This window comes from Brenneria sp. L3-3C-1 (assembly GCF_016456245.1).
In the GTDB taxonomy this organism is placed as follows: Bacteria; Pseudomonadota; Gammaproteobacteria; order Enterobacterales; family Enterobacteriaceae; genus Brenneria.
The window spans coordinates 45,307-70,819 of record NZ_JAEMHF010000014.1 but is presented as its reverse complement, the minus strand read 5'-3'; the positions used below and the strand labels follow the sequence as shown (position 1 = coordinate 70,819).

Sequence of the window (25,513 nt, the reverse complement as noted above, 5' to 3'; positions counted from 1 at the left end):
CTTCAGCCTCGCGGAGAATACTGATGATCTGTTGGTCGGAAAAACGCTTCTTCATGGGGATGTCCTCATGTGGCTTATGAAGACATTACTAACATCGGTGTGTACTAATCAACGGGGAGCAGGTCAAATCACATTGTTGTTCCCTGCAAAAGGAACATTTTCTCACTCTGATATTGCAACATTTCTCGGCGAGCAAGCAGTAAAGGCTTTACTAAAAGACCAAAAGGTCGATTTGGGGAACAACATTCTGTTGGATTTTAATATTCCTAAAAACTTTTCTGTACATGGCAACCATGACATTGTGTTAGCGACATATCTAACTGATAAAGACATGGATATTGTTGATAGTGCTCGAAACGTCGATAGCATCGTTTTCTTACCTTGGTCAGAGGTCGATGGTAAACACTGGTTATCCACATGGGCACCTGAAATAGTCGGCCCATCGACTTGGGAAGTGCAAAAAGCACAGCTATTACCCTCCATTGGGGATGAAATTCTACGCCTAGGTCGTTGCATCAATATGTCAACAGGACTTAGTCATCCATCGGATAAAGACATGGCAAAACGAATTTTTACCAGCCTAAAAAAGCAAGGATTCAGAGCGACAGAAGAAGAGATCAGACAGTTCGCAGTCAATAACGGCTGGGAACCCGTTAGAGCGAAAGAGTTAGCTAGTTTTGCAAAGAAATATATAGGGTAGTAAAGATTAAAAAGCTTACTCGTTGTATGTTCAGTCCGAGCTAAATTGGTGGTCATTCTGGTGGTCTTGACAGAAAGGGAATTCAGGTTTAGCTTACTTATTAGCCAGTTACTGGCAAAGGCGATCCCAGTCAGAGGAGCCATTTTAGAGAAAGCAGACGTTCACAGACGTCTGCTTTTTTGCTTTTTATCAATTGGTTATCCACCATCTCCAGCAGAATGCCGGTGAGCGGCGTTTTTACCGACGCCGCAGACGGAGTGCCGTCATTCAACCCGCGCAATCTCTGGCGCTAAAATCCACTCGGCGCTGTCGTTCCACACATCCATTTTAACGATCTTGCCGTCGCGCACTTCATAGCGATCCAGGTAGCGATTGCCGGCAAAGGGGCGGCCGTCGGGCCATTCGCCGTACAGCGTGCCGTTGGAATACACCACCACGTGATCGCCGCGATGCATACAGTCGAACTGCCCCACCGACTTTTTAACCCATTTATAGCGGGCGCCGTTAAAGTTGGTGATATCCTTGGTGGTCGGCATTTCACGTTTACCCGTAAAGGTAATCTTGACGTCCGGGTGCATATAAGATGCGGCGCGTATCGCATCCGGGGCCATCGACGCGGCCAGAAAACCTGTTACTACCTCAACGGCCTTTTCAATCTCAGACATAATCAACTCCGTGGTATCTGTGCGCTGTTTTGGCGCATCGGCACCAAAACAGCGCATCTTTACAAAAAATAAACGCCATTTGGCGCGGCTTCACAGCAATACCAAACTGGCATCCAAATTGCTAGAAATAAAATACAAAATAGCTAGCAATCCACTCGAGGTGCAATATGTCTGGAAAATCATGCCTGAAAACCTGGCGGCAGCGCGCAGCGGCAGCCACCCTGTTTACCCTGATGTCGGCCAGCACGCTGGCGGCGGAAGAACCGATTAAAGTTGGCCTGGTGGCAGCGCTCACCGGCCAGTCGGCAAAGTCTGGTGAGGCGCTGACGCGCGGCCTCACCATCGCCATTAACGAAATCAACGCCGCGGGCGGGGTAAAGGGCCGCCCGCTGGAACTGGTACGCCGCGATGACGAGAGCAACCCCAGCAAAGGGATGCTGGCGGCGCGCGAGCTGATCCAGCGCGAGAAGGTCTCCGTGCTGTTTGGCGGGTTGGATACCCCGGTATCGCTGGCCATTGTGCCATTAGCCAATCAGTTGAAGATGCCGTTTGTCGGCATTTGGGCCGCGGGCACCGCCATTACCCATAACGGCGCAAAAGAAAACTATGTGTTCCGCGTCTCGGCGGTGGATGAGCTGGTGGATGAAGCGTTGGTGGAATATGGCAGCGACAAAAAAGACATGAAAAAACCGGGCATGATCCTGGTGAACAACCCATGGGGCGAATCCAATGAGAAGGGCTTTCGCGTCGCACTGCAAAAGCGCAATCTGCCGATCGCCGGCGTTGAGCGCATTGAAGACAGCGACGTCGATCTGGTGCCACAGTTGACCCGCCTGAAAAACGCCGGCGCCGATACCCTGCTGATGGTCGGCAACGTCGGCCCCTCCGCCCAGGTGGTAAAATCCCTGCATAAGATGAACTGGCAAGTGCCCGTGGTTTCCCACTGGGGGCCGGCGGGCGGCCGCTTTAGCGAACTGGCTGGGCCGGGGGCCGATCGCGTGACCTTCATCCAGACTTTTGTCTTTACCGATCACAACTCGGCCAAGGGCGAACAGGTGCTGACAGCGCTGAAAACGCAGTATCCGCAGATCAAAAGCCTGGCCGACGTCACCCCGGCGGTGGGTATCGCCAATGCCTATGACGCCATGCACCTCACCGCTTTAGCGATGAACAACGCAGGCAGCCTGGATGGCACCGCGGTACGTGACGGCTTCTATGCCATCAAAGACTATGCCGGCCTGATTAAACATTACCAGCAGCCGTTCACCCCGGAACAGCACGATGCCCTGGGGCCAAAAGATTATGTCTTCGCCCACTTCGTCGGCGAGCAGATCGTCCCGGTTAACGAGTAACCCACGCGAGGAGTCTGACCATGTGGAGCACTGCCCTGACCACCGGCCTGAGCCTTGGCAGCATGTATGCACTGCTGGCGCTCGGTTTTCATATCACCTGGATCGTGTCACGCACCCTCAACTTCGCACAGGGCAGTGCGATGATGGTCGGCGCGACGCTCGGCTATACCCTGAGCGTCAGTTGGGGCTGGCCGCTGTGGCTGGCGCTGCCCGCCACGCTGCTGTGCTGCGCGCTGTATGGCATGTTGATTGAGCGCCTGCTGGTGCGCCCGTTTGTCGCCCGTAACTCGGACGCCTGGCTGATGGCGACGGTGGCGGGCGGCATTCTGGTAGATAACCTGGCGATGTTCACCTTCGGCAAAGAGCCTCGCCAGTTCCCGGTGACCGACGTCACCTTCACCCTGTTTGGCAGCCAACTGTCGTTGATTAATCTGCTGATCCCACTGACCGGCGTGGTGATGGTGACGGCGCTGACGCTGGTGCGCCGCTACAGCCGCCTCGGCAAGGTGCTGGAAGCCACGGTGCAAAACCCGCGCGCCGCGCAGTTGATGGGTATCCGCGTCAATACCGTGGTGGCGGTGGCCTTCGCCCTGTCGACGCTGTTCGCCGCACTGGCCGGGCTGCTGATTGCACCGCTGTTCAACATCCACAGCGACATGGGCACCCTGTTTGGTCTGAAGGCGTTTGCGGTCGCGATCCTCGGTGGCCTTGCCAGCAGTAGCGGCATCTGGGTGGCCGGGCTGCTGTTCGGCCTGAGCGAAGCGCTGGTCACCCTGTGGTTCGGCTCCGCCTTTACCCAAATCTTCACCTTCTCGCTGGTGATCCTGGCGCTGGCCTTGCGCCCTGACGGGCTATTTGGTCAAAAACTGAGGGTCAAAGTGTAATGAGAGCGTTCCCTATCAATACCCTGGCCTTGATGCTGCTTGGCGTGATCAGCCTGCTGCTGCCCGGTTTTCTCGGCAGCTACACGCTGCTGGTATTTTCGCTGTTTGCGCTCGGCGTCACCACTGTGGTTGGGTTGAATATCCTGCTTGGGCTGAGCGGCCAGGTCTCCTTCGGCCATATCGCTTTTTACGCGCTGGGGGCTTACGTTTCCGCCGGGCTGACCATGGCCGGGCTGCCGCTCGGCGTGGCGATGCTGGCCGCGATGCTGGTGTGCGGCCTGATTGGCGGCCTGCTGGCGATCCCGGCGCTGCGCGTTAGCGGGCCGTTCCTGGCGATGATCACCATTGCCTTTGCGCTGGTGGTGCGCCATCTGTTGATTGAATGGCGCGAGGTTACCGGCGGTTCCAACGGTCTGATGGGCATCCCGATGCCGGAATTCGGCGGCCTCGATCCGGCGCTGGGTTTGGCGGTGTGCTGTGGTCTGCTGATGATGGCGGCGCTGTGCGGCTTTGCCCGCCTACAGCACAGCCAATGGGGATTGGCGATGCGCGCGGTGAAAGCCAGTGAAATCGCCGCGCGTTCGCTGGGCTTTAACCCGGTGGTGAGCAAAACTCTCGCCTTTACACTGTCAGCAATGTTCACCAGCGCCGCCGGTGCCCTGGTAGCGCCGTTGATGATGTTCATCAATCCGGACTCTTTCCCTTTCTCCCAGTCGATTCTGTTTATTCTGGCGGTAGTCATCGGCGGCAGCGGCACGCTGTTAGGGCCAGTGCTGGGGGCGCTGCTGATCGTGGTGCTGCCGGAGCTGCTGTCGACATTTGCCGAATACCGGCTGCTGATCTTCGCGGTGCTGCTGCTGACGGTGTTATGGCTGGCGCCGCGCGGGATTTTGGGCACCCTGGCGCGCTGGCTGGCAAAGCCGCCGGTGCAATTCGCGCCGCAAACGGCGGACGACGCGCTGCTGCGCGGCCACTTTAAGCACAGCGGCAACACTGTGCTGAAGGTGGAAAATATCGGTATCCGCTTTGGCGGCGTACAAGCAGCAAAAGACGTCAGCTTCCAGGTACAACCCGGTGAAGTGCTGGGTCTGATTGGCCCCAACGGCGCCGGGAAAACCACGGTGCTGAACATGATCAGCGGCTTCTATCGCGCCGACAGCGGCAGTATCCGCTTACAGCAAGAACTGCGCGGCCTGCCCGCCTGGCGCGTGGCCCGCAATGGCATCGCCCGCACCTATCAAACCACCCAGTTGTTCAGCGGCATGAGCGTGCTGGAAAATCTGCTGGTGGCGCAGCAGCGCGGCAGGCAAGGATTGCCGTGGCGGCGCCCGACGGCCGATGCCCACGAGGTGGCGATGGCGCTGCTGGCGCTAGTGGGCTATCGCGGTTCGGTGCACACGCCCGCCGAGGATCTGCCCCACGTCGATCGCCGGCTGGTGGAGATTGCCCGTGCGCTGGCGCTCAACCCGGCGCTGCTGCTGCTGGACGAACCGGCGGCGGGCCTGAGCCGTGAAGAGACCGACGCGTTGATCCCGCTGCTGCGCCGACTAGCAGGCTTTGGCCTGGCGGTGATTGTGGTGGAACACGATATGGCGCTGGTGATGGCAGTCAGCGATCGGATCCAGGTGCTGGATGCCGGCAAACCGTTGGCGCAGGGCGCGCCTGCTGAAGTGCAACGTAACCCCGCGGTGGTGGCGGCCTATCTGGGCGGCACCGACTATCGCGGCAAGCCGCGCCGCCTTGCGCTGCAATCGAACGGCCAACCAGGGCTGGTGGTAAGCAAACTGACGCTGGATTACGGCGCTGCCCCGGTAGTACGCGACGTCAGCTTTACCGTCAATCCAGGGGAAACTGTGGCGATCCTGGGCGCCAACGGCGCGGGCAAATCAACCATTCTGCAAACTCTCGCCGGGCTGCATCCGGCGCGCAGCGGCGCAATTTACCTGCACGATCGCTCAATCAAAGAACTGAACGCCAGCCAGATTGCCGCACGGGGCCTGGCGCTGGTGCCGGAAGGCCGCCAATTATTTCCGCAGATGTCGGTGCTGGATAACCTATTGATCGGCCAGCACGCCTGCGCCGAAAAACACGATCCGCAGGTAGAAGTTGAATCGGTTCTCAAGCGCTTCCCGCGCCTGCGCGAACGGCTGCACAGCCCGGCGGGCCTGCTTTCCGGTGGCGAACAGCAGATGGTGGCGATCGGCCGCGGTCTGATGTCGCGTCCGTCGATCCTGCTGCTGGACGAACCGAGCCTGGGCCTGTCCCCGGCGATGATTGGCGAACTGTACGACGCGCTGGCTGCGCTGCGCGATGAGGGCGTTACTCTCCTGCTGGTGGATCAAATGGCCAACCTGGCGCTGACCATCGCCGATCGCGCGCTGGTACTGGAATCCGGCGCAGTGGTTAAAGCCGGCCGCGCGCAGGATCTGCTGGCGCAGGCGGATTTGGCCGATGCCTGGCTGGGGGTAGCGAACGGATGAAACGCCTTACCATCGTTAACGCCCGCCTGGAAAACCAGCCCGGGCTGCACAGCCTGCTGATTGAAGACGGGCGCTTTGTTAGCGCCTTAAGCGGCCCGGCCGACACGCTGGATATGCAGGGCGCGCTGGTGCTGCCCGGTCTGGTTGAAACCCATATTCATCTGGATAAGGCCTGTATTATCGACCGCTGCAACCAGCAGGAAGGGACGCTGGCGGAGGCCATCAGCGAAACCGCACGCGCCAAGGCGGATTTCAGCGAGCAGGATGTCTATCAGCGCGGGGCCAGGGTGCTGGAAATGGCGATCATGCAGGGCACCACGCACATGCGTACCCACATTGAGATTGATCCGGTGATCGGCCTGACCGGCTTTCGTGCCATCCGCCGCCTACAGGCCGCTTATGCCTGGGCCATCGATCTGCAACTGTGCGTGTTCCCGCAGGAGGGGATGCTGAATAATCCCGGCACTGAAGCGCTACTTTGTGAAGCGCTGGCCTCCGGGGCGGATCTGCTGGGCGGCTGCCCCTACACCGACAGCGATCCGGTCGGGCAGATCAAACGGCTATTCGCGCTGGCGGCGCACCACGGCGTCGATCTGGATTTCCACCTCGATTTTGACCTGGCGCCGGAGAACCGATTGATCGATGAAGTGATCGTTCAAACGCGCCGCTGGCAGCTCGGCGGGCGCGTCACCGTTGGCCATGTCACCAAGCTGGCGATTCTGGAACTGGATGCGCTGCGGGCGCTGGGTGCGGAACTTGCATCGGCCGGAGTGCGGGTCACCGCCCTGCCCGCCACCGATCTGTTTCTTACCGCGCGCGATCGTTTTGCGCTCAAACCGCGCGGTGTGGCGCCAGTGGACGAGTTGGATCGCCTGGGCGTTGTTTGCTCGCTGTCCACCAACAATATCGCCAACCCGTTCACGCCGTTTGGCGATGCTTCGCTGGTGCGGCAGGCCAACCTGTTTGCCAACGTTCGCCAACTCGGCACGCAGGCGGATTTGCTGCGCTGCCTGTCGTGGATCTCCAGCCAATCGGCGCGGCTGTTGCGACTGAGTCATTACGGGCTAACGCCTGGCTGCCAGGCGGACTTTGTGGTGTTCGACGTCGAACGGGCCGATCAGGTGGTGGCGGAGATTGCCCCGCCAAAGATGGGCTTTAAGCGCGGGCGCCAAACCTTTAACCGCCCGCCAGCCCGGTTACTTCGCTAGCGCCGTCCAGCGCCTGGCGTAGCGTCATCGCGCCAGCCGCTGGATCGCTCAGATCCAACTCCAGCTCAGCTTCCAGCTCGTTCAAGTGCGCCTGCATAATCTGCTGCGCCTCTGCAACCTTGCCGGCGGCTAACGCTTTTACAATGGCGCCGTGCTCCGCACATTGGCAGGCAGGCGTATCGTTGCGCTGATACAGCGCCACAATCAGCGAACTGCGAACCATCAGGTTGGAAAGAATTTCCCCCAGCACCTTATTGCCGCTGATCTTAGCCAGCAGCAGATGAAACGCGCTAAGCTCGCGCACAATGTCCCGGCGATCCTGGCGCTGCGCCGCGGTGCGCTCGGCCTGCTGTTGAGCGGCAATATCCTCACCAAACAGGGCTATTCGCTCCGGCGTGATAGAGGCTACTATCGCGCTTTCGATGGCGCGGCGGGCGATAAAGATTTCGCGCGCTTCCCGCGCCTCCGGCTGGGCAACCATCGCGCCACGGTTGGGTTCAATGGTGACAATATGCAGCAACGCCAGGCGCTGAAGCGCAGCCTGCACATGGTTACGGTTGGCGTTGAGGGCATCGACAATCTGTGCTTCCACCAACCTGGCGCCGGGCTTTAGCCGGTGCTGAGCAATAGCAACCGACAGCGCCTCAACGATACGTTTTACTTCGCGCTGTTTCGCGGTGGCAACCTGACTCATCCTTACCTCAATCTGGCCTGAAATGGTCCCTATCATAACATCCTGATGCCCGGCAACAGAACGGCCTGCGCTTGAAAAGAACGGTGATAGTCACTGGGCCGATACGGGTGCCCGCACCAAACATATTCAAGCCTAAGATCGGCCGTGAAATTGAACCCATGCGCAAAAACCGCACTCGACAAGCGGGAGAATATCAATAAAGCGAATTCGGAGAAGCCGTCACGCTCCGTTTGTCAGGCGTGCCCCACCGCGATTACCGTGAGAAAGAGGATGGCGTATTTCAGCTCGACCCCATTGATTCGGCGCTCAAGCAAGGAGAAATCACCTTTCTGATCGGCGGCAATGGCTGTTCAGTAATATTGCCGCCCGCGATCGACCGAACGATAGCGGGCAACATCCGTTTTACTGTTTTTGTTGATGCTGAAAATGATAGACCACGGACAGATCGTCCGCGCCATAGCCGGCGTCAACCGCCTGGCGCCAGAGGGATGCCGTTTCCCGCAGGCAAGGCAGGGTCTGGCCGGCGGATACGGATGAGAGCGCCAGCCGGGCGTCTTTCAGCGCCCAGTTCAACTGCATCTGCGGCGCATAATCTCCAGATTTAATCATCTCCATTTTCGCTTTTGCATAAGGCACGGCAAGCGGCCCCCCGTCCAGAACGGACCACAAGTCATCTTCCGAAAAGCCGAATTGATCGGCCAATAACAGGCTTTCCGATAGCCCCTGCATCAACAGAATCAGCCAGGTATTTACCACCAGTTTCATGCGCGAGCCTCTACCGGCCTCGCCCAGCCAAAGCGTACCCTTGCCGATTGCGGCGAACACCGGTTCCGCATTTGCGGCCCGTTCTCTGTCGCCGCTGGCAAGGATCAAAATCTGGGCATTTTCAGCAGGCGCCTTGGTGCCGGATACCGGCGCATCAATAAACGTAATATCCTGTCGATAATCGCCCAACGCTTGCGCGAGCTTGTCCGTCGACTCAACGCCGATGGTTCCCATCTGGCATAAAATGGCGCCAGACTTCAGGTGTTCGCGGATCTGCGCCACGATCGCTTCCGTCGTTTCAGCGTCCGTAAGCATGACGATAACGACATCGGCATTTTTTACTGCCTCAACGGGAGAATCGGATAATTTCAGCCCGTTGGCGACAAGGTCTTCTCCCCGCGCTTTGGTACGGTTCCATGCCGTAACCACAAATTCTTTTTTCAGTAAATTAGATGCAAAAGCATGTCCCATTGCGCCAAGACCCAATACGGCGACGTCAGGCTTACGAACCATCATTCATTCCTCAATTTAACTAAGATCTGTACCCTGTTGCGCTGGCAAGATAACAAGAATAGGGATTAGGCTTTTTTCAGGCAGGTAACCTGTACTTCGATCTGAAAAAGCGGATTAGGCAGACGGGTTTCGACACAAACGCGCGCCGGAGCATGGCCCGCCGGCACCCATTTATCCCAAACGCCGTTCATTTCATCGAACCGGGTAATATCCGTCAGCCAAATATTGGCGGCAATAAGGTCGGTTTTAACGCATCCCGCCTGTTTTAATAATCCTTCAATCTTGTCCAGTACGCTTTGCGTTTGAATCGCCACGCTATCGGATAAGTCATCGGCCACCTGGCCGGAAATAACAACAATACTATCGGTAGCCTTATACTCCACAGTCGTACTCATGCGGGCGTTGGTATTGTAACGAGTGATCATGGGATATTTCCGTTTTAATGAATAGGGGTATTTAAACAGCGAATGACGCCGCAATTAACCCCCGGCGCCAATATCATCTATTCGCGATACGGGGGTCAGTTGCGCATCACGGCTTATTCCGCGCCGAGGTCGGCCGGCTTGCCAAGATATTTTTGGCTTAGCGCATCCAGCTTGCCATTCTCAATACTGGTCTTGATAAAGGCATTAAGCCAATCGGCCAAACCGGTTTCACCCTGTTGCACCGCCATATGCGCCGGACTGTTGCGAATGCGGAACTTGGGATCCAACTCCGCCTGCGGCGACTGCTTTGCCATCGCGGCGATCTGGGTATCCGTCGAGGCGATGAGGTCGGCCTGTCCGGTTAAATAAGCGGTAACCGATGTTGAATCGTCTTCGGTGCGCATAATTTTCGCATTGGGATTAGACGCGCTGAGCGCCAGGTCAGGCGTGGAGCCGCGAGAAACCGCCACCACATACTTTCCAAGCTCATCGGCATTGCCGACCTGAATTTTCTTCGGTCCCCATATACCGATGTAGGTATTGACATAGGGATCGGTGAATAACACCTGCTTGGTTCGTTCCGGCGTTTTTCCCAGATTGGAAATAATAATATCGACTTTACCGGTGAGCAGATAAGGTACGCGGTTGGGCGCGGTAACCTGCTGCAACTGGAGCTTAACGCCCAGCGCCTCGGCGACCATCTTGCCCATTTCAATATCCAATCCCGTTGGATTACGCGCCTCATCCTGATAGCCAAATGGCGGCGTATCAAGCGAGGTGCCGATCCGCACCACGCCGGAGGAACGTATATCATCCAGTTTATCGGCATACGCGCTCACCGATCCCAGGGCCAACATAACGACAGAAAGCAATGCAATAGAGTTACGCATTTAGTGATCTCCACATTTTTTAATGTAAAACAGCATCAAGAAAGAATTTCAATTCAGCGGTGGCGGGATTTGACAGCGTTGCGGCCGCCGGCCCCTGCTCCCTGATTTTCCCCTGGTGCATAAACACCACCCTTGAACCAAAGCGCCGTGCAAAACCGATTTCATGCGTCACTAGGATCATGGTCATGCCGTCCTGGGCAACGCTTTCCAGCACCTTCAGCACTTCGCCCGTCAGTTCCGGATCGAGGGCTGAAGTCACCTCATCAAACAACATCACCTTGGGCCGCATCGCCAACGACCGCGCAATCGCTACCCGCTGCTTCTGCCCGCCGGATAAATTATGCGGAAACGCATCCAGCTTATTTTCGAGGCCGACGCGCTTTAACACATCGTGCGCCAGTTCACGCGCCTCCGCCGGCGACTGGTGGAGAACAATACGCGGCGCCAGCGTGATGTTATCCGCCACCGAAAGATGCGGGAAAAGATTGTAGTGTTGAAAAACGATGCCCACGTCCTGGCGTAAAAGCCGCAGATTGCAGTGCGGATCGTTAACGCGCGTGCCGTTGACAATCACATGCCCGCCCTGCACGGACTCAAGTCCGTTAATACAGCGCAACAACGTACTTTTGCCAGAGCCAGAGCGACCTAAAATGGTCACCACGTCACCTTTTTCTACGGATAACGAGACATCATCCAATACGGTATTGGTGCCAAACCGCTTAATAATGTTTTGCAGATCAACGATAGGCATTTAGCTTCCGCTCGTATGAACGGCTCCATTGGGTAAGAGGAAAACACAGGGCAAAATAGAGCACGGCGACGGTCAGATAGACGGCGAACGGACTGTAGGTCGCCGCGGTGGTAAGTTGCCCCTGACGAGTGAGTTCAATAAGCCCGATGATTGAGGCCAGCGAAGTGTTTTTTATCAGTTGAACCAGAAATCCCACCGTCGGTGGAATAGCGATACGTATCGATTGTGGAATAATCACGTGACGCAGTTGCTCTGAGTAAGAAAGCCCCAGGCAGGCGCCGGCTTCCCATTGCGTTTTGGTGATGGATTCCAACGCGCCCCGCCATACTTCTCCCAGATAGGCGCCGCCGTAAATGGCGAAGCTTAACGCCGCGGCCAGCCACGGATTAATATTGACGCCGAGCGCCGCCATGCCGAAATAGAGCAAGAACAGCCATGCCAGTAAAGGGATCCCCTGTACGATCTGGACATAGATAATCCCAATCCAGCGCAACGGTCTGAACGGCGCCATTCTGAGCAATGCCGTAACAATGCCAACCACGGCGGAACCGGAAAAAGCCATGATGGCCAACAATAGGGTCCATCGTATCGACGCGATAAGATAGAGAATATCGATGTAGCTAAAACCACGGATCATGTGCGTCTCCCGAAGGTAAAGCGATAAGTCAGGCTGAAAACGATGCGCAGAATTAAAGAAAGCGAGAGATAAAGTGCGGCGATAAGGATATAAATCTCAAAATCGCGGAAGGTTCGGCTCTGAACCAGTGAGCCGACATAAAATAGATCGGGAACCGCGATTTGCGACACCACGGCAGTGGCCAGAATGAAGAAAATAAACTGGCTCGCCAGCGCAGGCACCATATTTTTCAGGGCGGGAAACAGCACGATATGGCGAAATATCTGGAAACCTGACAACCCCAGCGATGCACCGGCTTCAATATTCTCTTCCGGCACCGACTGAAACCCGGCGCGCATGATTTCGGTCAGGTAGGCGCCGAGATTGACGATAAAGGCGATAATGGCGGCCGTCATCCCGTCAAATCGAATGCCTATCTGCGGCAGACCGAAAAATATCAAAAACAGCTGCACCAGCAGGGGCGTGTTTCTGATGACTTCCACATAACCGGTAATGCAGCGCTGAAGCCAAACCGGCCCGTAGACGCATCCTGCGGCGCCTAGAATTCCGACCGCCAATCCGCCGATAAAGGAAGCGCTTGATAACGTCAGCGTAACCAGAATTCCGTCAAGGAACATTCTCCATGCGGCAAAAACATCCTCAAATTGAAGCTCAAGGATCATAACTTCCCCCTCTTCCCCGGTGTCAAAGCTGACAATCAATCTAACTGCAATAATACATGTAATATTGCGTGCAATTAATTTAAGCAACACTCATGCCAACATAAATCCCTTTATACGTTGCGGTGTGCAAAATAAATTGTGGTTAAATTAGCCGTAATCCGTTGTGTTTAGCGAGATTTCCGGCTCCTTGCGCGTTAGCGCCTGATGCTAAGCGACCATGAATGATCCGTCATAAGCGCTATAAATGTGCAACCACGGTGATATTGCTCCTTTATAGGGCATGGTGTTGAAGCAAAGCGATTACCCGACCAAGTTGATTATGAAAGAAAACGACTAACCCCTTGAGCCAGCACTTCAATTCCCAGAATCAGATCGGCGTCCGCGGTATCTTCCGTCCAGTGGTGACTGACGCCGCCAATCGACGGGACAAACAGCATGGCGACGGGCAGCTTTTTGGCAATCATTTTGGCGTCATGGCCGGCGCCGCTGGGCATCACCTGCCAGGCCGTTGGGGCGAGTTCGGTTGAGGCGGCTTCAAGGCACGACATCATGTCGCTATCACAGATAACCGGCATCGATTTCGTCGTGGAAATTAAGGTCGCCTTGCAGCGATCGCGCCGGTTACTTTCCTGCACGACGCTTCTGAGCGTCTGCTCCATACGTTCAAGCACGGCTGCGGAAATATCGCGGAACTCAAGGAAAATCTCCGCCCGTCCCGGGATAACGGCAGACGGCGCGCCCGGATCGAGAGTGATATTACACGTGGTCCAGGTACTGTATTCGCTGCAAACGGTGGGGAAAAGCCGATCGAGATCGCTGAGCAGCCGCACTGCGGCAAGGCCCGCATCGCGTCGTTCACTCATCCGCGTCCCGCCGGCATGATCCTGCTGGCCTTCAATGACGATGCGCCAGGTCCAGATACCGACAATGCCGCTCACCACGCCGAGGCGAAGACCGGCATTTTCCAACTGGGTTCCCTGCTCAATATGCATTTCGAAAAAACCCCGGTAGCGCTCCGGATCGATCTGGAGGCGAGGAATACCCGCAAGCCCGGCGGCTTCCAGCGCCGAACGCAGCGGAGGGCCATTATGACGGCCACGGCTTTGGTCGATCTCCTCTTCAGTCAATGCCCCGACGATGCTGCGGCTTCCCAGATAACCGCCGGAAAAATGCCCCTCTTCATCGGCGAATGCGCAAACGTCGACGGCGAAACCCGCGCGTGCCAACGCCACGCCGGCAACGACGCCAAGCGCGCCATCAAGCCAGCCCGCTTCTATCTGACTTTCAATATGGCTGCCGACCAAGACTTTTGGCCCCGGTTTGTTCGTCCGTCCGAATACATTGCCAATGCCATCCATTGTGGCCTCAAGACCGACATCCGTCATACGCCGCATCAGCCAGCGACGGCTCTCCATATCGGCGGCGCTGTAGGTGGGACGACTCACGCCGGTTTTATAGGCGCCAATTTTTCGTAGCTCATAAAGATCGTTAAGGAATAACTCGCTATCCACTTTGTTGCTCATTTTCTTTCCCCTGACGCTGCATAGTAGAAACAGGCATTTTTACATGCACAATTGCACGCAATAAAACAAGCACAAAATATGCCAACATTTGCAACAGGATGAATGACCAGCAAGGAAAGAATCGCGCGTGCGGTGCAATAAAGATTTTTGTTGCTGGCCCCGGCATAAAACTGTTATTCATTCATATTATGATTGAATAGAGTTGAATCGCTGGTTATCTGAAAGTTAAAACACATAGACGTGGGAAGACATGACTGGACAGAGTAATAACGACAGGATCCGGGGGAAACATCCCAGTGAAGACCTGATTTATAATCACCTGATTAACGCAATTATCGACAAAAAACTGCGCCCCGGACATCACCTCAATGAGGTTAAGCTTGCTGAAAGCTATAATATTCCTCGCTCCAGAGTAAGGCGCGTACTCGAACGTCTGCGCGAGGAGGATATTGTCGAATTCAAGCTACATCAGGGGGTGTTTATTGCGCGGCCTACCGTGGCTGATGCGAAACATGTCTTCGAAGCCCGTCGAAAGCTGGAATACATTATGATCCAACTTGTCTGCGAGCGTGTGCAACCTGCCGATATCGTGGAGCTGCGCGCCCTGCTTGAACGTGAAAAAACCGCCTTTGACGCACGCCGCAATGACGTCAACCGTATCACCGCCGAGTTCCATTTCACCCTGGCCCGCATCGTCGGCAACCCGGTCATTGAACGAATGGTTTATCTGATAATACAGCGCTGCATCCTGGTTCAGTCAATGTATGAACCGAAAACCGACATCCTCTGTATGACGGATGAACATGCCGGTTTGGTCGACAGTATCGCCAACAAAGATGTAACCGGTGCTATCCGTAAAATGGAGCATCATATCGAGCACATCATTTCCAATCTCGATCTGAGCGAAACGCGTCACGCCGAAGCGGATATTTACGATTTATTCCTGCCTTAATGGTTCCCCGACTCATCAGGACTTCCGATTTCGGCGGTCTGATTGTCACATGGAAACCGGGAGCATCAACGCGCCGCTGGCCTGACAGCGCAGAGACAACGGCGAATGAAGGGTGAATTTACTTCCGGTGCCAGTAGGCGATGGCGCGAACGAAAGTCTCGTCACAGCCGCGGCGCTGGATAAAATAATCGCTCAGCCTTTTTACCGTCTCGCTTTCGCCGGTCAACCAGATGAAATAGTCGTCAGTCGGCAGCGAGATCTTGTCCAGCGCGCCGATGAGCCTGTCGAGGTTATCGGTATGCATCATTCCGTTCCCCAACCAGTTGACGTCAACGCCATTGAGATCGTCCAGATAGCCGCGGCCCGTGGATTCATCGGTATAAGCGAACAGATGGAGTTGCTCCGCTTTAATGGCGGGCCGGCGGCGTTTGAACGCCGGGAGGCCGGTTTCATCGCAGACGTAAAGCTGAAAATGATAATCATCCGGCACGATTAGCGATCCACGCGGGCCGCCAATAACCAGCTCGTCTCCCGGCCGCGCACGCTCGGCCCAGTCGCTGGCCACCCCGCCCTGATGGATATAAAAATCCAGCGTCAACGAATTCTCACCGTCAAATTCCAACGGCGTGTAATCGCGCCCGACAGGACGTTGGCCCTCTTGCCAAACGATGCCTTCCGCCGACACCTCCGGTAGATTCAGTTCGCCGTTTTTCGGATCGGGGAAAAAGAGTTTGATATGGTCGTCGAAACCCGGCGAGTTAAAACCCATTAGCTCCGCGCCGGTGAACTGAATGCGCCAGAAGCTATCCGCCACGCGGGTTTTATTAGCCACGCTGATGTGTCGGAAACGCAATTCGTTACGCACGCGCTGCGGCGCACGCTTATCGTTATCGTCAGTCTGTTTAACCAAAAGAAGTCTCCTTAATCCACCGCCGCTGACGCATGATTAAGCCAACATCCTGCCGTCATCCTCTGCGGTGCGCAGTCGGGTAATAAAATCGATGTTCATCAAAACAGGTCAGTCGCGGCAAGCATCGTCATCCTCGCCTTGCGTCCCAATGGAATGATTTCGGCAAAAACCGGCGTCAGTGAATCCGCTTTCATAGTTGAGAATCATTTCCATTTCGCTACAGATAATAGGTACATCGCCTGTTAAGCACAAGATGAGATAACGCGCGGATATTGACGCCGCTGATGGTGGCTTCATCAAAATGCTAATGGGACAACGCATAAGTAAACATTATGTAACATCTTTTCACTATAATCTCACATTGCTAATGATTATCTTTACGAAAATGATTATCATTAACATGGAGAGATAATGTGTTGTCATTACATCTGCACCCGCATAAACCGGTTCAACAGGCAATATTGGGTATGCTGAACTCGGTTCCCCACCCGACCATCGTGGAAATGATCGCCTGCGCCGGATACGACTTTGTGATCCTCGATCTGGAGCATCTCCCCCACAACGAAACGCTGTTACAGCAGTGTATCCACATTGCCCAGTTCCACCGCTGCGCGCCGCTGGTGCGCATCCCGCGGCCCGACCACAAACTGATCGGCCGCGTACTGGATATGGGCGCGCATGGCATCGTCATCCCCCAGGCGGAAAGCGCCGAACAGGTACTGGCGGTACGCGATGCCATGCGTTTCCCGCCGCAAGGCAAGCGCGGCATTACCGGCGGCAGCGTGACCGGTTTTGGCGCCCTGCCGCTGGCCGAGTATATCCAACAGGCTAATCAGGGTCTGCTGCTGATACCGATGATTGAAACCGCCGCCGGTCTCGCCGCCATCGACGACATCCTGGCGGTCGAGGGCGTCAGCATGATTATGGAAGGCGCGCTGGATCTGGCGCTGGATCTCGGCTTAGGCCCGGTTCCCCATCATGCGGACGTGGAAGCGCATATCCGCCGGCTGGCGCAACGCTGTCAGTCGGCCGACGTGCCTTTCTGCGCCAATCCCCGAACGGCCGAACAGCTGAATTACTGGCGTGAGTCCGGCATACGGGTCTGGCTATGCGGCGAGGATCGCGGATTTCTGTTCCGTAGCCTGCGCCAGCGCCTTGATGAGATCAAACCCACCGCTTTTTCCTATCCCGAATAACCATTTTCGTTATAAAACAGGTAATTATCATGCCGCAAAAGTCTCCTTTGGTGATCGTCAGCCACGTGGTCAACGCCGCCGTGACAGAAGGTTTTATCCCCGCCGCCCGTCAACTGGGTTATCCCGTCCTGCTGCTGACCGATCAGGGCATGGCACATAATCGGGCGTTGGCCGGCCAGGTGAAGATCCTCGAATGCGATGTGTTTAACCCGCTGGCCATTCTCGATACCCTTACCGATGGCGGTATCCAGCCTGCCGCCCTGTTCTCCAACAGCGACCATCTTCAGACCGCCGTCGCGATTGCCGCCGAAGCGCTCGGCCTGCCCGGCAAAGACTGGCGCATCTGTTACGCCGCCAAGGAAAAATGGCGCATGCGTCAGCGGTTAACCACGCTGGGGCTGCCCTCCACCTGGTCGACGCAACTATTGCCCGAGACGCCCGTCGCACCGGACTGGCCGTGGCCGCTGGTGGTCAAGCCCAGTCAGGGCGTGGCCTCTATGGACGTCAGTCTGATCGAGAACGCCGATCGGATGCAGCAGTTCCTCACCGCGCATCCCGCCCGCCCGACGCTACTGCTGGAGCAGTTTATTGCCGGGCCGCTGTTTACGCTGGAAACGCTGGGCGACGGTCAGACGTTGCTGCCGATTGGCGGCTTTGACGTTGAACTGTCGCCGCCGCCTCACTTTGTCGAAACGCGCGCCGTCTGGCAGGGCGAACACGGCGTGAAGTGGCGGCGACAGGCGCTGGAACAGTTGCGCCGTTTTGGCGTGGGTTTCGGCGTCTGCCACAGCGAATTCATCGCCACGCCGCAGGGGCCGGTGCTGGTGGAGATAAACTACCGCAGCATCGGCGACGGTCGTGAATTCTTGCTGGATCGCATTCTGCCCGGCGGCTGGTTCACCCCCATCCTGCAACTGCATCTGGGGCAGCCGGTTCCCGCCGTTCCCGCCGCCGCCACCCAGGCGCTGATCCATTATCTGGTCGCCGGAAAAGAAGGCACGCTGCATCAGGCGCCCCGGCCCACGCTACGTGAAGGCGTCCGGTATCGCCCGCTGAAAACGCAGGGCGAGCGCATCACGCTGACGCATTCCAATAAAGATTACCTCGGCGTGTTGTATGTCGAAGCCCGGGACAGCGCGGCGCTGCGTCAACTGGAACAGCAAACGCTGGCCCAGCTGCGTTGGGAGATCGCATGATGAATCATCAGGATTACATTACCCTGCGCATCATTAACGCCAGCCTGCGGGAAGACGTGTCGGCGCTGGTCAGCCGCGGCGACATTCGCCGGCAGGACGGGGAATACTGGCTGTACGCCGCCCATCTCAATACGCCGCTGCGTATTCAGGTGCAAAGCAGCGATTATATGCAGTCATGGGTGGCCGTCGCCCCGCGCTGGCAGATACCCGCGGGCGAAGGCTGGCAAACGCAGACGGGTTATGCCGACTGGCTGGCGCTGCTGATGCCCGATCGGGATGACGAAACCCGGCAGTTGTACGCCAGCTACCAGCAAGAAGCCGACGCCGCCTGCGAACAGGGAGAACTTTGCCATCAGGCGTTTTTGCAACAGCGCGACGACCTCGCCCGTCCGCTGCCGGCGCGCAGTTGGGGTGAGCGCCTGCGTCATGCCGATCAGATGGCCAGCTATCTCGATCACCCCTACTATCCCACCGCACGCGCCAAGTTTGGCTTCAGCACCGACCAGCTAAGCCGCTACGCGCCGGAGTTTTGCTCGCCGTTTTTGCTGCGCTGGCTGGCCGTGCCCGCCGCATCGCTGACGCTGACGCGCCCCGGTGCGCATCCGGACTGGTGGCCGTCATTTGCCCAGGTGGGGCTGGCCTGCGACCTGCGCCACAGCCACACCCTGATCCCGGTGCATCCTCTGACCTGGGAACAGCTATCCTCGCTGCCGGACGACGCCATTGCCGCGCCGCTGCCCTGGCTAAACGTATATCCCACGCTGTCCGTGCGTACCGTGCAGCTCGCGGATTTCCCGGATACGCACATCAAGATCCCTTTGGCGATGCGCACGCTGGGACAAAAAAACATCCGGCTGATAAAGCCTTCAACGCTGTACGACGGACAATGGTTCGCGCAGGTGCTGCCGCAGTTGGCGGCCCGCGATCCCATGCTACAGGGGCGGTATCGTCACGTGGATGAATCATTCTGCGGCCATCTGGGCGATGAAAAACTGTTCGCCTTTCTGGTGCGCCGCTATCCGCAGCCGCGTCAGGACGAAACCCTGGCGCCGGTGGCGGCGCTGGGCAGCGCCATGCCGGACGGCCGCGCCTATCTGGAATTTGTGCTCGACCAGCCCGGCATGCCGGCGCTGGAAGACTGGTGGCAAGACTATTGCCAACTGATGAGCGACGTCCATCTGACCTTATGGCTGCGCTACGGCATCGCGCTGGAGTCCAATCAGCAGAATGCGATTATCAGCTTTACGCCCGGGCAACCGCCGTCGCTGGTGATGAAGGATAACGATGCCGCCCGACTCTGGCCGCAACGCTTCGCGGCCGCGCGCCCGGATCTCCAGGCGCGCGTCGCCGAACTGCTTGACGAACGCATTCGGGTTGAGGATGAGCGCGCGCTGGCGCAGATGTTTATCACCATCACTCTGCAACTGGATCTCGCCGCTGTACTGGAAAATCTCGCCGACCGCGGCGCGCTGGATCGCCGACAGGGTTATCACACCCTGCGGCAGGCGCTGCTCGCCACCCTGCGACGATTGGATCGACAAGGCGTTGATACCCGTCTCCCCCGGCAGATACTGTTTGAAGAGACTTATCAGCCGGTGAAATATCTCCTGCTCAGCGGCAGTCTGCTCAGCAAACAGGCTTCCGGCGCGGCGGATATCAACAAATACTACGGACAGAGCGGCCCGAACTTTTTACGCCAGGTCGCGGAATAATGCGCGGCGTTCTGACCGTAGTGCTGGCCTGCCATTTTCTGGCGGCCTTTACCGTACTGGGCGTTCCGCTGTTTTTGCCGACGCTGTTGCAGGGATTCGGCATCCATGCCGATAGTTTGTGGATCGGCGTGTTATACAGTCTGCCCACGGTGGCGACGGCGCTAAGCGCGCCGCTGTGGGGGCGCTTTGCCGATCGTTTCGGCCGCCGGTTGTCGCTCCAGCGGGCATTGCTCGGTTTAACGGCGGCCTTTGTCATGGCGGGGCTGGCTCCGTCATTGCCGTGGCTTATCGCGGCGTTGCTGCTTCAGGGCATTGCCGGCGGGACGCTGGCCGCGGCCAATGGCTATTTGGCCGTCAGTCTCAGCGGCGCGGCGCTCGGCAACGCCCTGAACTGGACGCAGTTTTCCGCCCGGCTGGCGCTGCTGTGCGCCCCTGCCGGATTGGGCTTACTCATCAGCGCCACCCCGGTTCCGACCTTACGGCTGTACCTGTGGCTGGCCGTCCTGCCGCTGGCCGGGTTTGTGCTGTCGCTGTCGTTGCCCCTTGACGATGCGCCGCGCCATCCGTCATCACGGCCGCAACCGGCGCTTCCCGGCGAACCGCGTCATCCCGCCGCGATCCGGCTGTTGTCGTTACAGTTTCTGTTTAACTTCGCCATGGTGGTGACCTTTCCCTATTTTCTGCCGTTCGCTCAGCACTGGCTCAGCGGCGAAAGCCGCATAGGCCTGTTTTACAGCTGGCCGCATCTGCTTTATCTGTTGCTGCTTCCGCTGCTACAGCGCGTCACGGCATCTTCCGGGCATCTGGGCTATGGTCTGACGCTGATGGTTATCGCCGCGTTCTGGCACAGCGTGCTGGACAGCGCCGTCGCGTTGCTGGCGGCGCGCACCCTATTCGGCATCGGTATTCTGTTTGGCTATAACGGCATCAACCGGCTTATCAGCCAGACGATCGCCAGCCACAACGCCGGCCACGAGTTCGGCCGTCTGGATGCCGCCGGCAAATGGGCCGGCGTCGCCGCCGGTTTAAGCGCGGCCTGGCTGTGCGCCCACTTTTCCGTTAGCGCCCCCTTTATCGCTTCCGGCGTCGTCGCCGGATTGGCGTTGTTTATTTTTCTGTTCTCCCCGTTTAAGGAGTCAACCTATGAAGACCTCGCTCGCCGTCCATGAAAAACCGGGGACCGATGCGTTTATCGCCGCCCCGCTGCGTGATGCCGCGGAATACGCCACCTTCACCGCGCTGCTCAACTGCTATATCCGCGAGTTCGCCCAGCCGGCCGGTCAGGTCCGAACGGCGTCCGGCGGCAATATTCCGCAGGCGCTGGCCAGCAAGATGCTTGCCGGCGATGTGGTGGTGATCGACTTATGCGCCAGCCAGCGGCAATTGGCGATTAAGGCCGATCGCTGGAGTCTGCTGGGGCGCGGGCGTTATAACAGCACCCCGTTCATCAAGCAGTTCGGCAAACCCTGGCGGGCGATCTGCGCCGGGGAGGCTATACGATTGTTACAGGAAGAGATGGCCGCGCAGTTGCAACAGGGGATCAACCCCGAACTGGTGGAACAGATCGAGAACAGTATTCGCGTGACGCACGCCTTTCTTGAGACGCCGCTCCCGGCGTATCCCGACAATTTTGTGCGCAGCGAACAGAGCTTGATTTGGGGCCACCCGATGCACCCGACGCCCAAAAGCCGCAGCGGCGTCGATCCCGAGGCGTTGCTGGCCTGCTCGCCGGAGGCCGGCGCGCACTTTCCGCTGTACTGGTTTCGCATCGATCCCCGACTGCTGCAACAGCAGGGAGACGCACGGGCCGTCGCCATCTTGTCCACGTTGACCGATGAAGCCCACGCCTATCCCTGCCATCCCTGGGAAGCCGATCATATCCTCCGCTCGCCGCTCTACCAGCAGGCGCGGCGTCAAGGGCTGATCGCCCCGCTGGGCTTACGCGGCGCGCCGTTTTATCCCACGTCGTCGGTGCGCACGCTGTATCAGGCCGGATTACCCTGGTTCCTGAAATGCTCCATCCACGTGCGCCTGACCAACTGCGTGCGCAAAAACGCCTGGTATGAACTGGAAAGCGCCGTCGCGCTGAACACGCTGCTGGCGGAGACCTTTTGTCGACTGGAAAACCAGACGCCGGGTTTTCACATCATGCGCGAACCGGCCGCCAGCAGTCTGGATTTCAGCCTGATCCCCGGCGCCGATGCGCAGGAGGCGCGCCATTTGCAGGAGTGCTTCGGTATCCTGTACCGTGAAAACCTGCCGCCGGCCACCCGTCTGGATTGCCAGGTGGAAATGGCCGCCGCGCTCTTTGCCTGGGATCGCCAGGGCAATAGCCTGATCGCCCCGTTCATCGCCCGTCTGGCCGCGCAGCGCGATCTGTCATGGGCCGACGCCAGCCAACGGTGGCTGACCGCCTATCTTGATGTGCTGCTGCCGGGAGTGCTCAACGCTTTCTTTAATGAAGGCGTCATTTTCGAACCCCATCTGCAAAATACCCTGATCGGGTTGCAAAACGGCCTGCCGCACCGCGTGTGGATACGCGATCTGGAAGGCACCAAACTCGACCCGTCACGCTGGCCCGCCGCCGCGCTTAGCGGTATGTCGGAGCGGGCGCGGCAGTCGGTCTGGTATCCGCGCGACAAAGGCTGGCAACGCATCGCCTACTGTCTGCTGATCAACAACCTTTCCGAAGCGTTGTTCCACCTGGCCGGCGGCGACCGAACGTTGGAGCAACAATTATGGAATACGCTGGCGCAACGCCTGACGGGCTGGCGGCGCGAGCCGGAAATCGCCGCCTTGCTGTCAGGCGCCAAAATCCCGTCCAAAAACAACCTGCGCACCCGTCTGTTGCAACGCGCGGATAAGCAGGCCGACTATACGCCGATCGCACATCCTATGAGGGCTCCTGTATGACGCCTTTGGTTTATCAAACGCTCGATCGTTTACAGCAGACGCGTAGCGCGCCATTTTGCGCTTATGTCTATGACCTGTCGGCGCTGCGCGCGCATATTGCCGCCATGCGCGCCGCTCTGCCTGCGCAGTGCGAACTGTTTTACGCGGCCAAAGCCAACCCGGAAAAAGCGATCCTGCATACGCTGGCGCCGTGGGTGGACGGCTTCGAGGCCGCCTCCGGCGGCGAATTGCGCTGGTTGCGGGATCAGGTGCCGGACAGTCCGTTGATTTTCGGCGGGCCGGGCAAACTGCCTGCGGAACTGGAAACGGCGGTAGAACTGGAAATCGACGCCATCCATGTGGAGAGCCTGACCGAGTTGCGGCGGCTGAGCGATATCGCCACGCGGCGTCAACGCCCGGTCAGGGTGATGCTGCGGATGAACATTCCGCTGACCGGCATCGACGGCACCCGGTTAATGATGGGCGGCAAGCCGACGCCATTCGGACTGGACGCCGCCGAGCTGCCGTTGGCTATCGCCGCCATCGACGCATGCCGCTGGCTAAGCTTAACCGGTTTTCATTTCCACCTGATGTCCCATCAACTGGCGGTGGAAAATCATCTGGCGTTAATGCGTCTGTATCTGCGACAGGTCGCCCGCTGGTGCGAGCAGTTCGACGTGCAGATCCAACAGGTCAACGTCGGCGGCGGGATCGGCATCAACTACCGCGATCCGACGGCGCACTTCGACTGGGCGACATTCTGCCGGCGCTTGCCGGCGGTAATTAGCGAATGTCAGGCCGGGCACCTTAAACTGCGCTTCGAGTGCGGCCGCTATATCAGCGCGGGCTGCGGCTACTATGTGATGGAAGTGCTGGATATCAAGCGCAATCTGGGCGAGTGGTTCGCCATCGGCCACGGCGGCACCCACCATTTTCGCACCCCGGCAGCTCAGGGGCATAATCATCCGTTCAGCGTACTAAGACGCGAACAGCATGCGCCGGCCGTCGAAAATCAGCCGGTTACGCTGGTGGGGCAACTTTGCACCCCCAAAGATGTGCTGGCGCGACAGCAGCCCGTCGCGGCCCTGGCGATCGGCGACTGGCTGGTATTCAGTCTGGCCGGGGCCTATGCCTGGAACATCTCACACCAGAATTTCCTGATGCACGCTCCGCCGGAAGTGCTATGGCTTGAGTGACGGCAGCGCCACCGGCCGTCACGCCGATGGCGCGCCTGTTTTAAGAACCGATTGCTTTAAGCATCGATTGTTTTAAGAGTCGATTGTTTTAAGCATCGATTGTTTTAAGCGTCGATTCACTTTACATTTCGCTATCATCTTTAACCCAACGAGCAAAACCATGATCAGGTTCCCCCGTCGTTTACTGTTACTGCTGTGCATCATGACGTCCTCCCTTGTCCGCGCGGCGCCCGTCACGGTGCAGGACATCGCCGGACGGCATGTCACCGTTGACGCGCCGGTCTCGCGGGTGATGCTGGCCGACAGCCGCCTGCTGCTGGCGGTCAACATTCTCCATCCGGCCGAACCGCTGAAAAACATTATCGCCTGGGACGACTCGCTGCGGGTTCGCGCGCCGGATATGGCCCGCCACTATGCGCAGCGCTATCCGCAGCTCAAACAGATTACGGTGTTTGACAACCCCTACCGCAGCGATTTCAGCGTCGAACGCGCACTCACGCTGCGCCCCGATCTGATCGTATTCGATATCGGCGTTCTGCCCAAGCTACAAGGCAACGGCACGTTGGCGATGTTGGAAAAGAGCGGCATCGCGGTGATTTTCATCGATTTCCGTCAGCGTCCGCTGACCCATGCGCCAGACAGTATCCGCTTGCTGGGCGAGGTGTTCGGCGAACAACAGAACGCGGAACGTTTTATCCAACGCTGGCGGCAACTTTATCAACGCGTGCAGGATCGGGTGCTCACCCTTCCGGAAAATCAGCGACCCGGCGTGGTATTTGAGAACCATGCCGGCATGACCGGCGACACCTGCTGCGCGGTATTTGGCCGCAATAGCTACGGAGAATTTATTGCCGCCGCCGGCGGGCGCAATCTGCTGGCGGAGAAAGTCCCCGTTCAGGGCGCAGACGTCAGCCCGGAACTGCTGATTACCAGCAACCCGGATTATTATCTGTTAAGCGGCGCGGACTGGAGCCAGCGCGGTAAAGAATCGCTCGCGGTGCCGCTAGGCTATGAAGCCAGCCGCGAAACCGCCCTGCCGAGACTGTTGCATCTGATGGCGCGAAACGGCGTTGCCCCGATACCGGCGGTGCGGCAGAAAAAAGTGATGGCGGTTTATCACCAGTTCTACGACAGCCCGTTCAACGTTATCGCATTGGAGGCGATTGCCAAATTTCTTCATCCACAGCTATTCGCCGATGTCGATCCGCAGGCGGATTTGGAGGCGCTATATCGTGATTTCACCGGCGTGGAATACAGCGGGTTATTCTTTCTTCAGCCGTAAATAAACCTCGGGAACGTTTTTCAACGTT

General features: G+C 57.9%; 24 protein-coding genes. 14 read left to right on the top strand and 10 right to left on the bottom strand.

The genetic code is table 11. The features are described 5' to 3' along the window. The coding region (locus tag JG725_RS19230) for a hypothetical protein (protein WP_233356505.1) at positions 1–700 on the top strand (700 nt) is incomplete at its 5' end. 45 nt (positions 701–745) lie between these two features. Beyond that, entirely contained in the window at positions 746–928 is a 183-nt protein-coding gene (locus JG725_RS20750; protein WP_233356504.1) for a hypothetical protein, read from the top strand. Positions 929–963: 35 nt separating this feature from the next. Here JG725_RS20750 and JG725_RS19225 read toward each other — a convergent pair whose 3' ends face one another. Beyond that, on the bottom strand, positions 964–1,365 hold the full coding sequence (locus JG725_RS19225; protein ID WP_172288659.1) for a nuclear transport factor 2 family protein: 402 nt from the start codon (positions 1,363–1,365) through the stop codon (positions 964–966). Between the two features lie 167 nt (positions 1,366–1,532). Here JG725_RS19225 and JG725_RS19220 point away from each other — a divergent pair, with 167 nt between their 5' ends. Genes JG725_RS19220 through JG725_RS19205 form a run of 4 tightly spaced genes read left to right on the top strand, consistent with a single transcriptional unit; the run spans position 1,533 to position 7,289 of the window. Next, a complete protein-coding gene (locus JG725_RS19220) occupies positions 1,533–2,717 on the top strand; it encodes an ABC transporter substrate-binding protein (protein WP_199379471.1) in 1,185 nt (394 codons plus the stop codon). Positions 2,718–2,737: 20 nt separating this feature from the next. After that, on the top strand, positions 2,738–3,601 hold the full coding sequence (locus JG725_RS19215; RefSeq protein ID WP_172288663.1) for a branched-chain amino acid ABC transporter permease: 864 nt from the start codon (positions 2,738–2,740) through the stop codon (positions 3,599–3,601). Then, positions 3,601–6,081, top strand: coding sequence for an ATP-binding cassette domain-containing protein (locus tag JG725_RS19210; protein WP_199379469.1), 2,481 nt, complete (start codon positions 3,601–3,603; stop codon positions 6,079–6,081). Before JG725_RS19215 ends, JG725_RS19210 begins: the two co-directional genes overlap by 1 nt. Next, entirely contained in the window at positions 6,078–7,289 is a 1,212-nt protein-coding gene (locus JG725_RS19205; protein ID WP_172288665.1) for an amidohydrolase family protein, read from the top strand. Before JG725_RS19210 ends, JG725_RS19205 begins: the two co-directional genes overlap by 4 nt. Here JG725_RS19205 and JG725_RS19200 read toward each other — a convergent pair. The 8 genes from JG725_RS19200 to JG725_RS19165 all read right to left on the bottom strand — a co-directional run bounded on the left by JG725_RS19200 (position 7,258) and on the right by JG725_RS19165 (position 14,149). Beyond that, positions 7,258–7,983 (bottom strand): GntR family transcriptional regulator, encoded by a 726-nt coding sequence (locus JG725_RS19200; RefSeq protein ID WP_172288667.1) that lies wholly within the window; start codon positions 7,981–7,983, stop codon positions 7,258–7,260. The genes JG725_RS19205 and JG725_RS19200 overlap by 32 nt on opposite strands. 402 nt (positions 7,984–8,385) lie before the next feature. After that, a complete protein-coding gene (locus tag JG725_RS19195) occupies positions 8,386–9,261 on the bottom strand; it encodes an NAD(P)-dependent oxidoreductase (protein ID WP_199379467.1) in 876 nt (291 codons plus the stop codon). Positions 9,262–9,326: 65 nt separating this feature from the next. Beyond that, positions 9,327–9,686 (bottom strand): RidA family protein, encoded by a 360-nt coding sequence (locus JG725_RS19190; RefSeq protein WP_172288669.1) that lies wholly within the window; start codon positions 9,684–9,686, stop codon positions 9,327–9,329. A 113-nt stretch (positions 9,687–9,799) separates the two neighbouring features. Then, positions 9,800–10,576: a transporter substrate-binding domain-containing protein gene (locus JG725_RS19185; RefSeq protein ID WP_172288671.1), complete on the bottom strand. Its 777-nt coding sequence runs from the start codon at positions 10,574–10,576 to the stop codon at positions 9,800–9,802. Positions 10,577–10,595: 19 nt separating this feature from the next. Further along, a complete protein-coding gene (locus JG725_RS19180) occupies positions 10,596–11,327 on the bottom strand; it encodes an amino acid ABC transporter ATP-binding protein (RefSeq protein WP_172288674.1) in 732 nt (243 codons plus the stop codon). Further along, positions 11,314–11,964, bottom strand: a complete 651-nt coding sequence (locus JG725_RS19175) for an amino acid ABC transporter permease (RefSeq protein ID WP_199379465.1) — start codon at positions 11,962–11,964, stop codon at positions 11,314–11,316. Before JG725_RS19175 ends, JG725_RS19180 begins: the two co-directional genes overlap by 14 nt. Then, positions 11,961–12,626 (bottom strand): amino acid ABC transporter permease, encoded by a 666-nt coding sequence (locus JG725_RS19170; RefSeq protein ID WP_172288676.1) that lies wholly within the window; start codon positions 12,624–12,626, stop codon positions 11,961–11,963. Before JG725_RS19170 ends, JG725_RS19175 begins: the two co-directional genes overlap by 4 nt. 317 nt (positions 12,627–12,943) lie before the next feature. Next, positions 12,944–14,149 (bottom strand): Zn-dependent hydrolase, encoded by a 1,206-nt coding sequence (locus JG725_RS19165; protein ID WP_172288678.1) that lies wholly within the window; start codon positions 14,147–14,149, stop codon positions 12,944–12,946. A 250-nt stretch (positions 14,150–14,399) separates the two neighbouring features. Between JG725_RS19165 and JG725_RS19160 the strand changes: the two genes are divergently transcribed. Next, complete coding sequence (locus JG725_RS19160) at positions 14,400–15,101, top strand: GntR family transcriptional regulator (RefSeq protein WP_172288680.1); 702 nt, start codon at positions 14,400–14,402, stop codon at positions 15,099–15,101. 118 nt (positions 15,102–15,219) lie between these two features. Here the strand turns inward: JG725_RS19160 and JG725_RS19155 are convergent, their stop codons facing one another. Then, positions 15,220–16,011, bottom strand: coding sequence for a siderophore-interacting protein (locus tag JG725_RS19155; RefSeq protein ID WP_199379463.1), 792 nt, complete (start codon positions 16,009–16,011; stop codon positions 15,220–15,222). A gap of 413 nt (positions 16,012–16,424) precedes the next feature. Here JG725_RS19155 and JG725_RS19150 point away from each other — a divergent pair, with 413 nt between their 5' ends. The 7 genes from JG725_RS19150 to JG725_RS19120 all read left to right on the top strand — a co-directional run bounded on the left by JG725_RS19150 (position 16,425) and on the right by JG725_RS19120 (position 25,485). Next, positions 16,425–17,207 (top strand): aldolase/citrate lyase family protein, encoded by a 783-nt coding sequence (locus JG725_RS19150; protein WP_330529056.1) that lies wholly within the window; start codon positions 16,425–16,427, stop codon positions 17,205–17,207. 29 nt (positions 17,208–17,236) lie between these two features. Continuing rightward, entirely contained in the window at positions 17,237–18,403 is a 1,167-nt protein-coding gene (locus tag JG725_RS19145) for a siderophore biosynthesis protein PvsA (protein ID WP_199379461.1), read from the top strand. Continuing rightward, positions 18,400–20,115 (top strand): IucA/IucC family protein, encoded by a 1,716-nt coding sequence (locus tag JG725_RS19140; RefSeq protein WP_233356503.1) that lies wholly within the window; start codon positions 18,400–18,402, stop codon positions 20,113–20,115. Before JG725_RS19145 ends, JG725_RS19140 begins: the two co-directional genes overlap by 4 nt. Next, positions 20,115–21,284, top strand: coding sequence for an MFS transporter (locus JG725_RS19135; protein ID WP_199379459.1), 1,170 nt, complete (start codon positions 20,115–20,117; stop codon positions 21,282–21,284). The genes JG725_RS19140 and JG725_RS19135 overlap by 1 nt, the downstream gene beginning before the upstream one ends. Next, the gene (locus tag JG725_RS19130; protein ID WP_199379457.1) at positions 21,259–23,028 is read left to right on the top strand and encodes an IucA/IucC family siderophore biosynthesis protein; all 1,770 of its coding nucleotides are present in this window, start codon (positions 21,259–21,261) and stop codon (positions 23,026–23,028) included. Before JG725_RS19135 ends, JG725_RS19130 begins: the two co-directional genes overlap by 26 nt. Continuing rightward, complete coding sequence (locus tag JG725_RS19125) at positions 23,025–24,203, top strand: type III PLP-dependent enzyme (protein ID WP_199379455.1); 1,179 nt, start codon at positions 23,025–23,027, stop codon at positions 24,201–24,203. The genes JG725_RS19130 and JG725_RS19125 overlap by 4 nt, the downstream gene beginning before the upstream one ends. A gap of 160 nt (positions 24,204–24,363) precedes the next feature. Next, the gene (locus JG725_RS19120; RefSeq protein WP_172288692.1) at positions 24,364–25,485 is read left to right on the top strand and encodes an ABC transporter substrate-binding protein; all 1,122 of its coding nucleotides are present in this window, start codon (positions 24,364–24,366) and stop codon (positions 25,483–25,485) included. The last annotated feature ends 28 nt before the right edge of the window (positions 25,486–25,513 follow it).

Bases quoted from the DNA above. Each gene is read 5' to 3' on its own strand.
- JG725_RS19200 (WP_172288667.1), bottom strand. From the start codon at position 7,983: ATGAGTCAGGTTGCCACCGCGAAACAGCGCGAAGTAAAACGTATCGTT.
- JG725_RS19165 (WP_172288678.1), bottom strand. From the start codon at position 14,149: ATGAGCAACAAAGTGGATAGCGAGTTATTCCTTAACGATCTTTATGAG.
- JG725_RS19120 (WP_172288692.1), top strand. From the start codon at position 24,364: ATGATCAGGTTCCCCCGTCGTTTACTGTTACTGCTGTGCATCATGACG.
- JG725_RS19195 (WP_199379467.1), bottom strand. From the start codon at position 9,261: ATGGTTCGTAAGCCTGACGTCGCCGTATTGGGTCTTGGCGCAATGGGA.
- JG725_RS19185 (WP_172288671.1), bottom strand. From the start codon at position 10,576: ATGCGTAACTCTATTGCATTGCTTTCTGTCGTTATGTTGGCCCTGGGA.
- JG725_RS19175 (WP_199379465.1), bottom strand. From the start codon at position 11,964: ATGATCCGTGGTTTTAGCTACATCGATATTCTCTATCTTATCGCGTCG.
- JG725_RS19145 (WP_199379461.1), top strand. From the start codon at position 17,237: ATGCCGCAAAAGTCTCCTTTGGTGATCGTCAGCCACGTGGTCAACGCC.
- JG725_RS19125 (WP_199379455.1), top strand. From the start codon at position 23,025: ATGACGCCTTTGGTTTATCAAACGCTCGATCGTTTACAGCAGACGCGT.
- JG725_RS19180 (WP_172288674.1), bottom strand. From the start codon at position 11,327: ATGCCTATCGTTGATCTGCAAAACATTATTAAGCGGTTTGGCACCAAT.
- JG725_RS19170 (WP_172288676.1), bottom strand. From the start codon at position 12,626: ATGATCCTTGAGCTTCAATTTGAGGATGTTTTTGCCGCATGGAGAATG.
- JG725_RS19140 (WP_233356503.1), top strand. From the start codon at position 18,400: ATGATGAATCATCAGGATTACATTACCCTGCGCATCATTAACGCCAGC.
- JG725_RS19130 (WP_199379457.1), top strand. From the start codon at position 21,259: ATGAAGACCTCGCTCGCCGTCCATGAAAAACCGGGGACCGATGCGTTT.
- JG725_RS19210 (WP_199379469.1), top strand. From the start codon at position 3,601: ATGAGAGCGTTCCCTATCAATACCCTGGCCTTGATGCTGCTTGGCGTG.
- JG725_RS19220 (WP_199379471.1), top strand. From the start codon at position 1,533: ATGTCTGGAAAATCATGCCTGAAAACCTGGCGGCAGCGCGCAGCGGCA.
- JG725_RS19205 (WP_172288665.1), top strand. From the start codon at position 6,078: ATGAAACGCCTTACCATCGTTAACGCCCGCCTGGAAAACCAGCCCGGG.
- JG725_RS19135 (WP_199379459.1), top strand. From the start codon at position 20,115: ATGCGCGGCGTTCTGACCGTAGTGCTGGCCTGCCATTTTCTGGCGGCC.
- JG725_RS19160 (WP_172288680.1), top strand. From the start codon at position 14,400: ATGACTGGACAGAGTAATAACGACAGGATCCGGGGGAAACATCCCAGT.
- JG725_RS19215 (WP_172288663.1), top strand. From the start codon at position 2,738: ATGTGGAGCACTGCCCTGACCACCGGCCTGAGCCTTGGCAGCATGTAT.
- JG725_RS19225 (WP_172288659.1), bottom strand. From the start codon at position 1,365: ATGTCTGAGATTGAAAAGGCCGTTGAGGTAGTAACAGGTTTTCTGGCC.
- JG725_RS19190 (WP_172288669.1), bottom strand. From the start codon at position 9,686: ATGATCACTCGTTACAATACCAACGCCCGCATGAGTACGACTGTGGAG.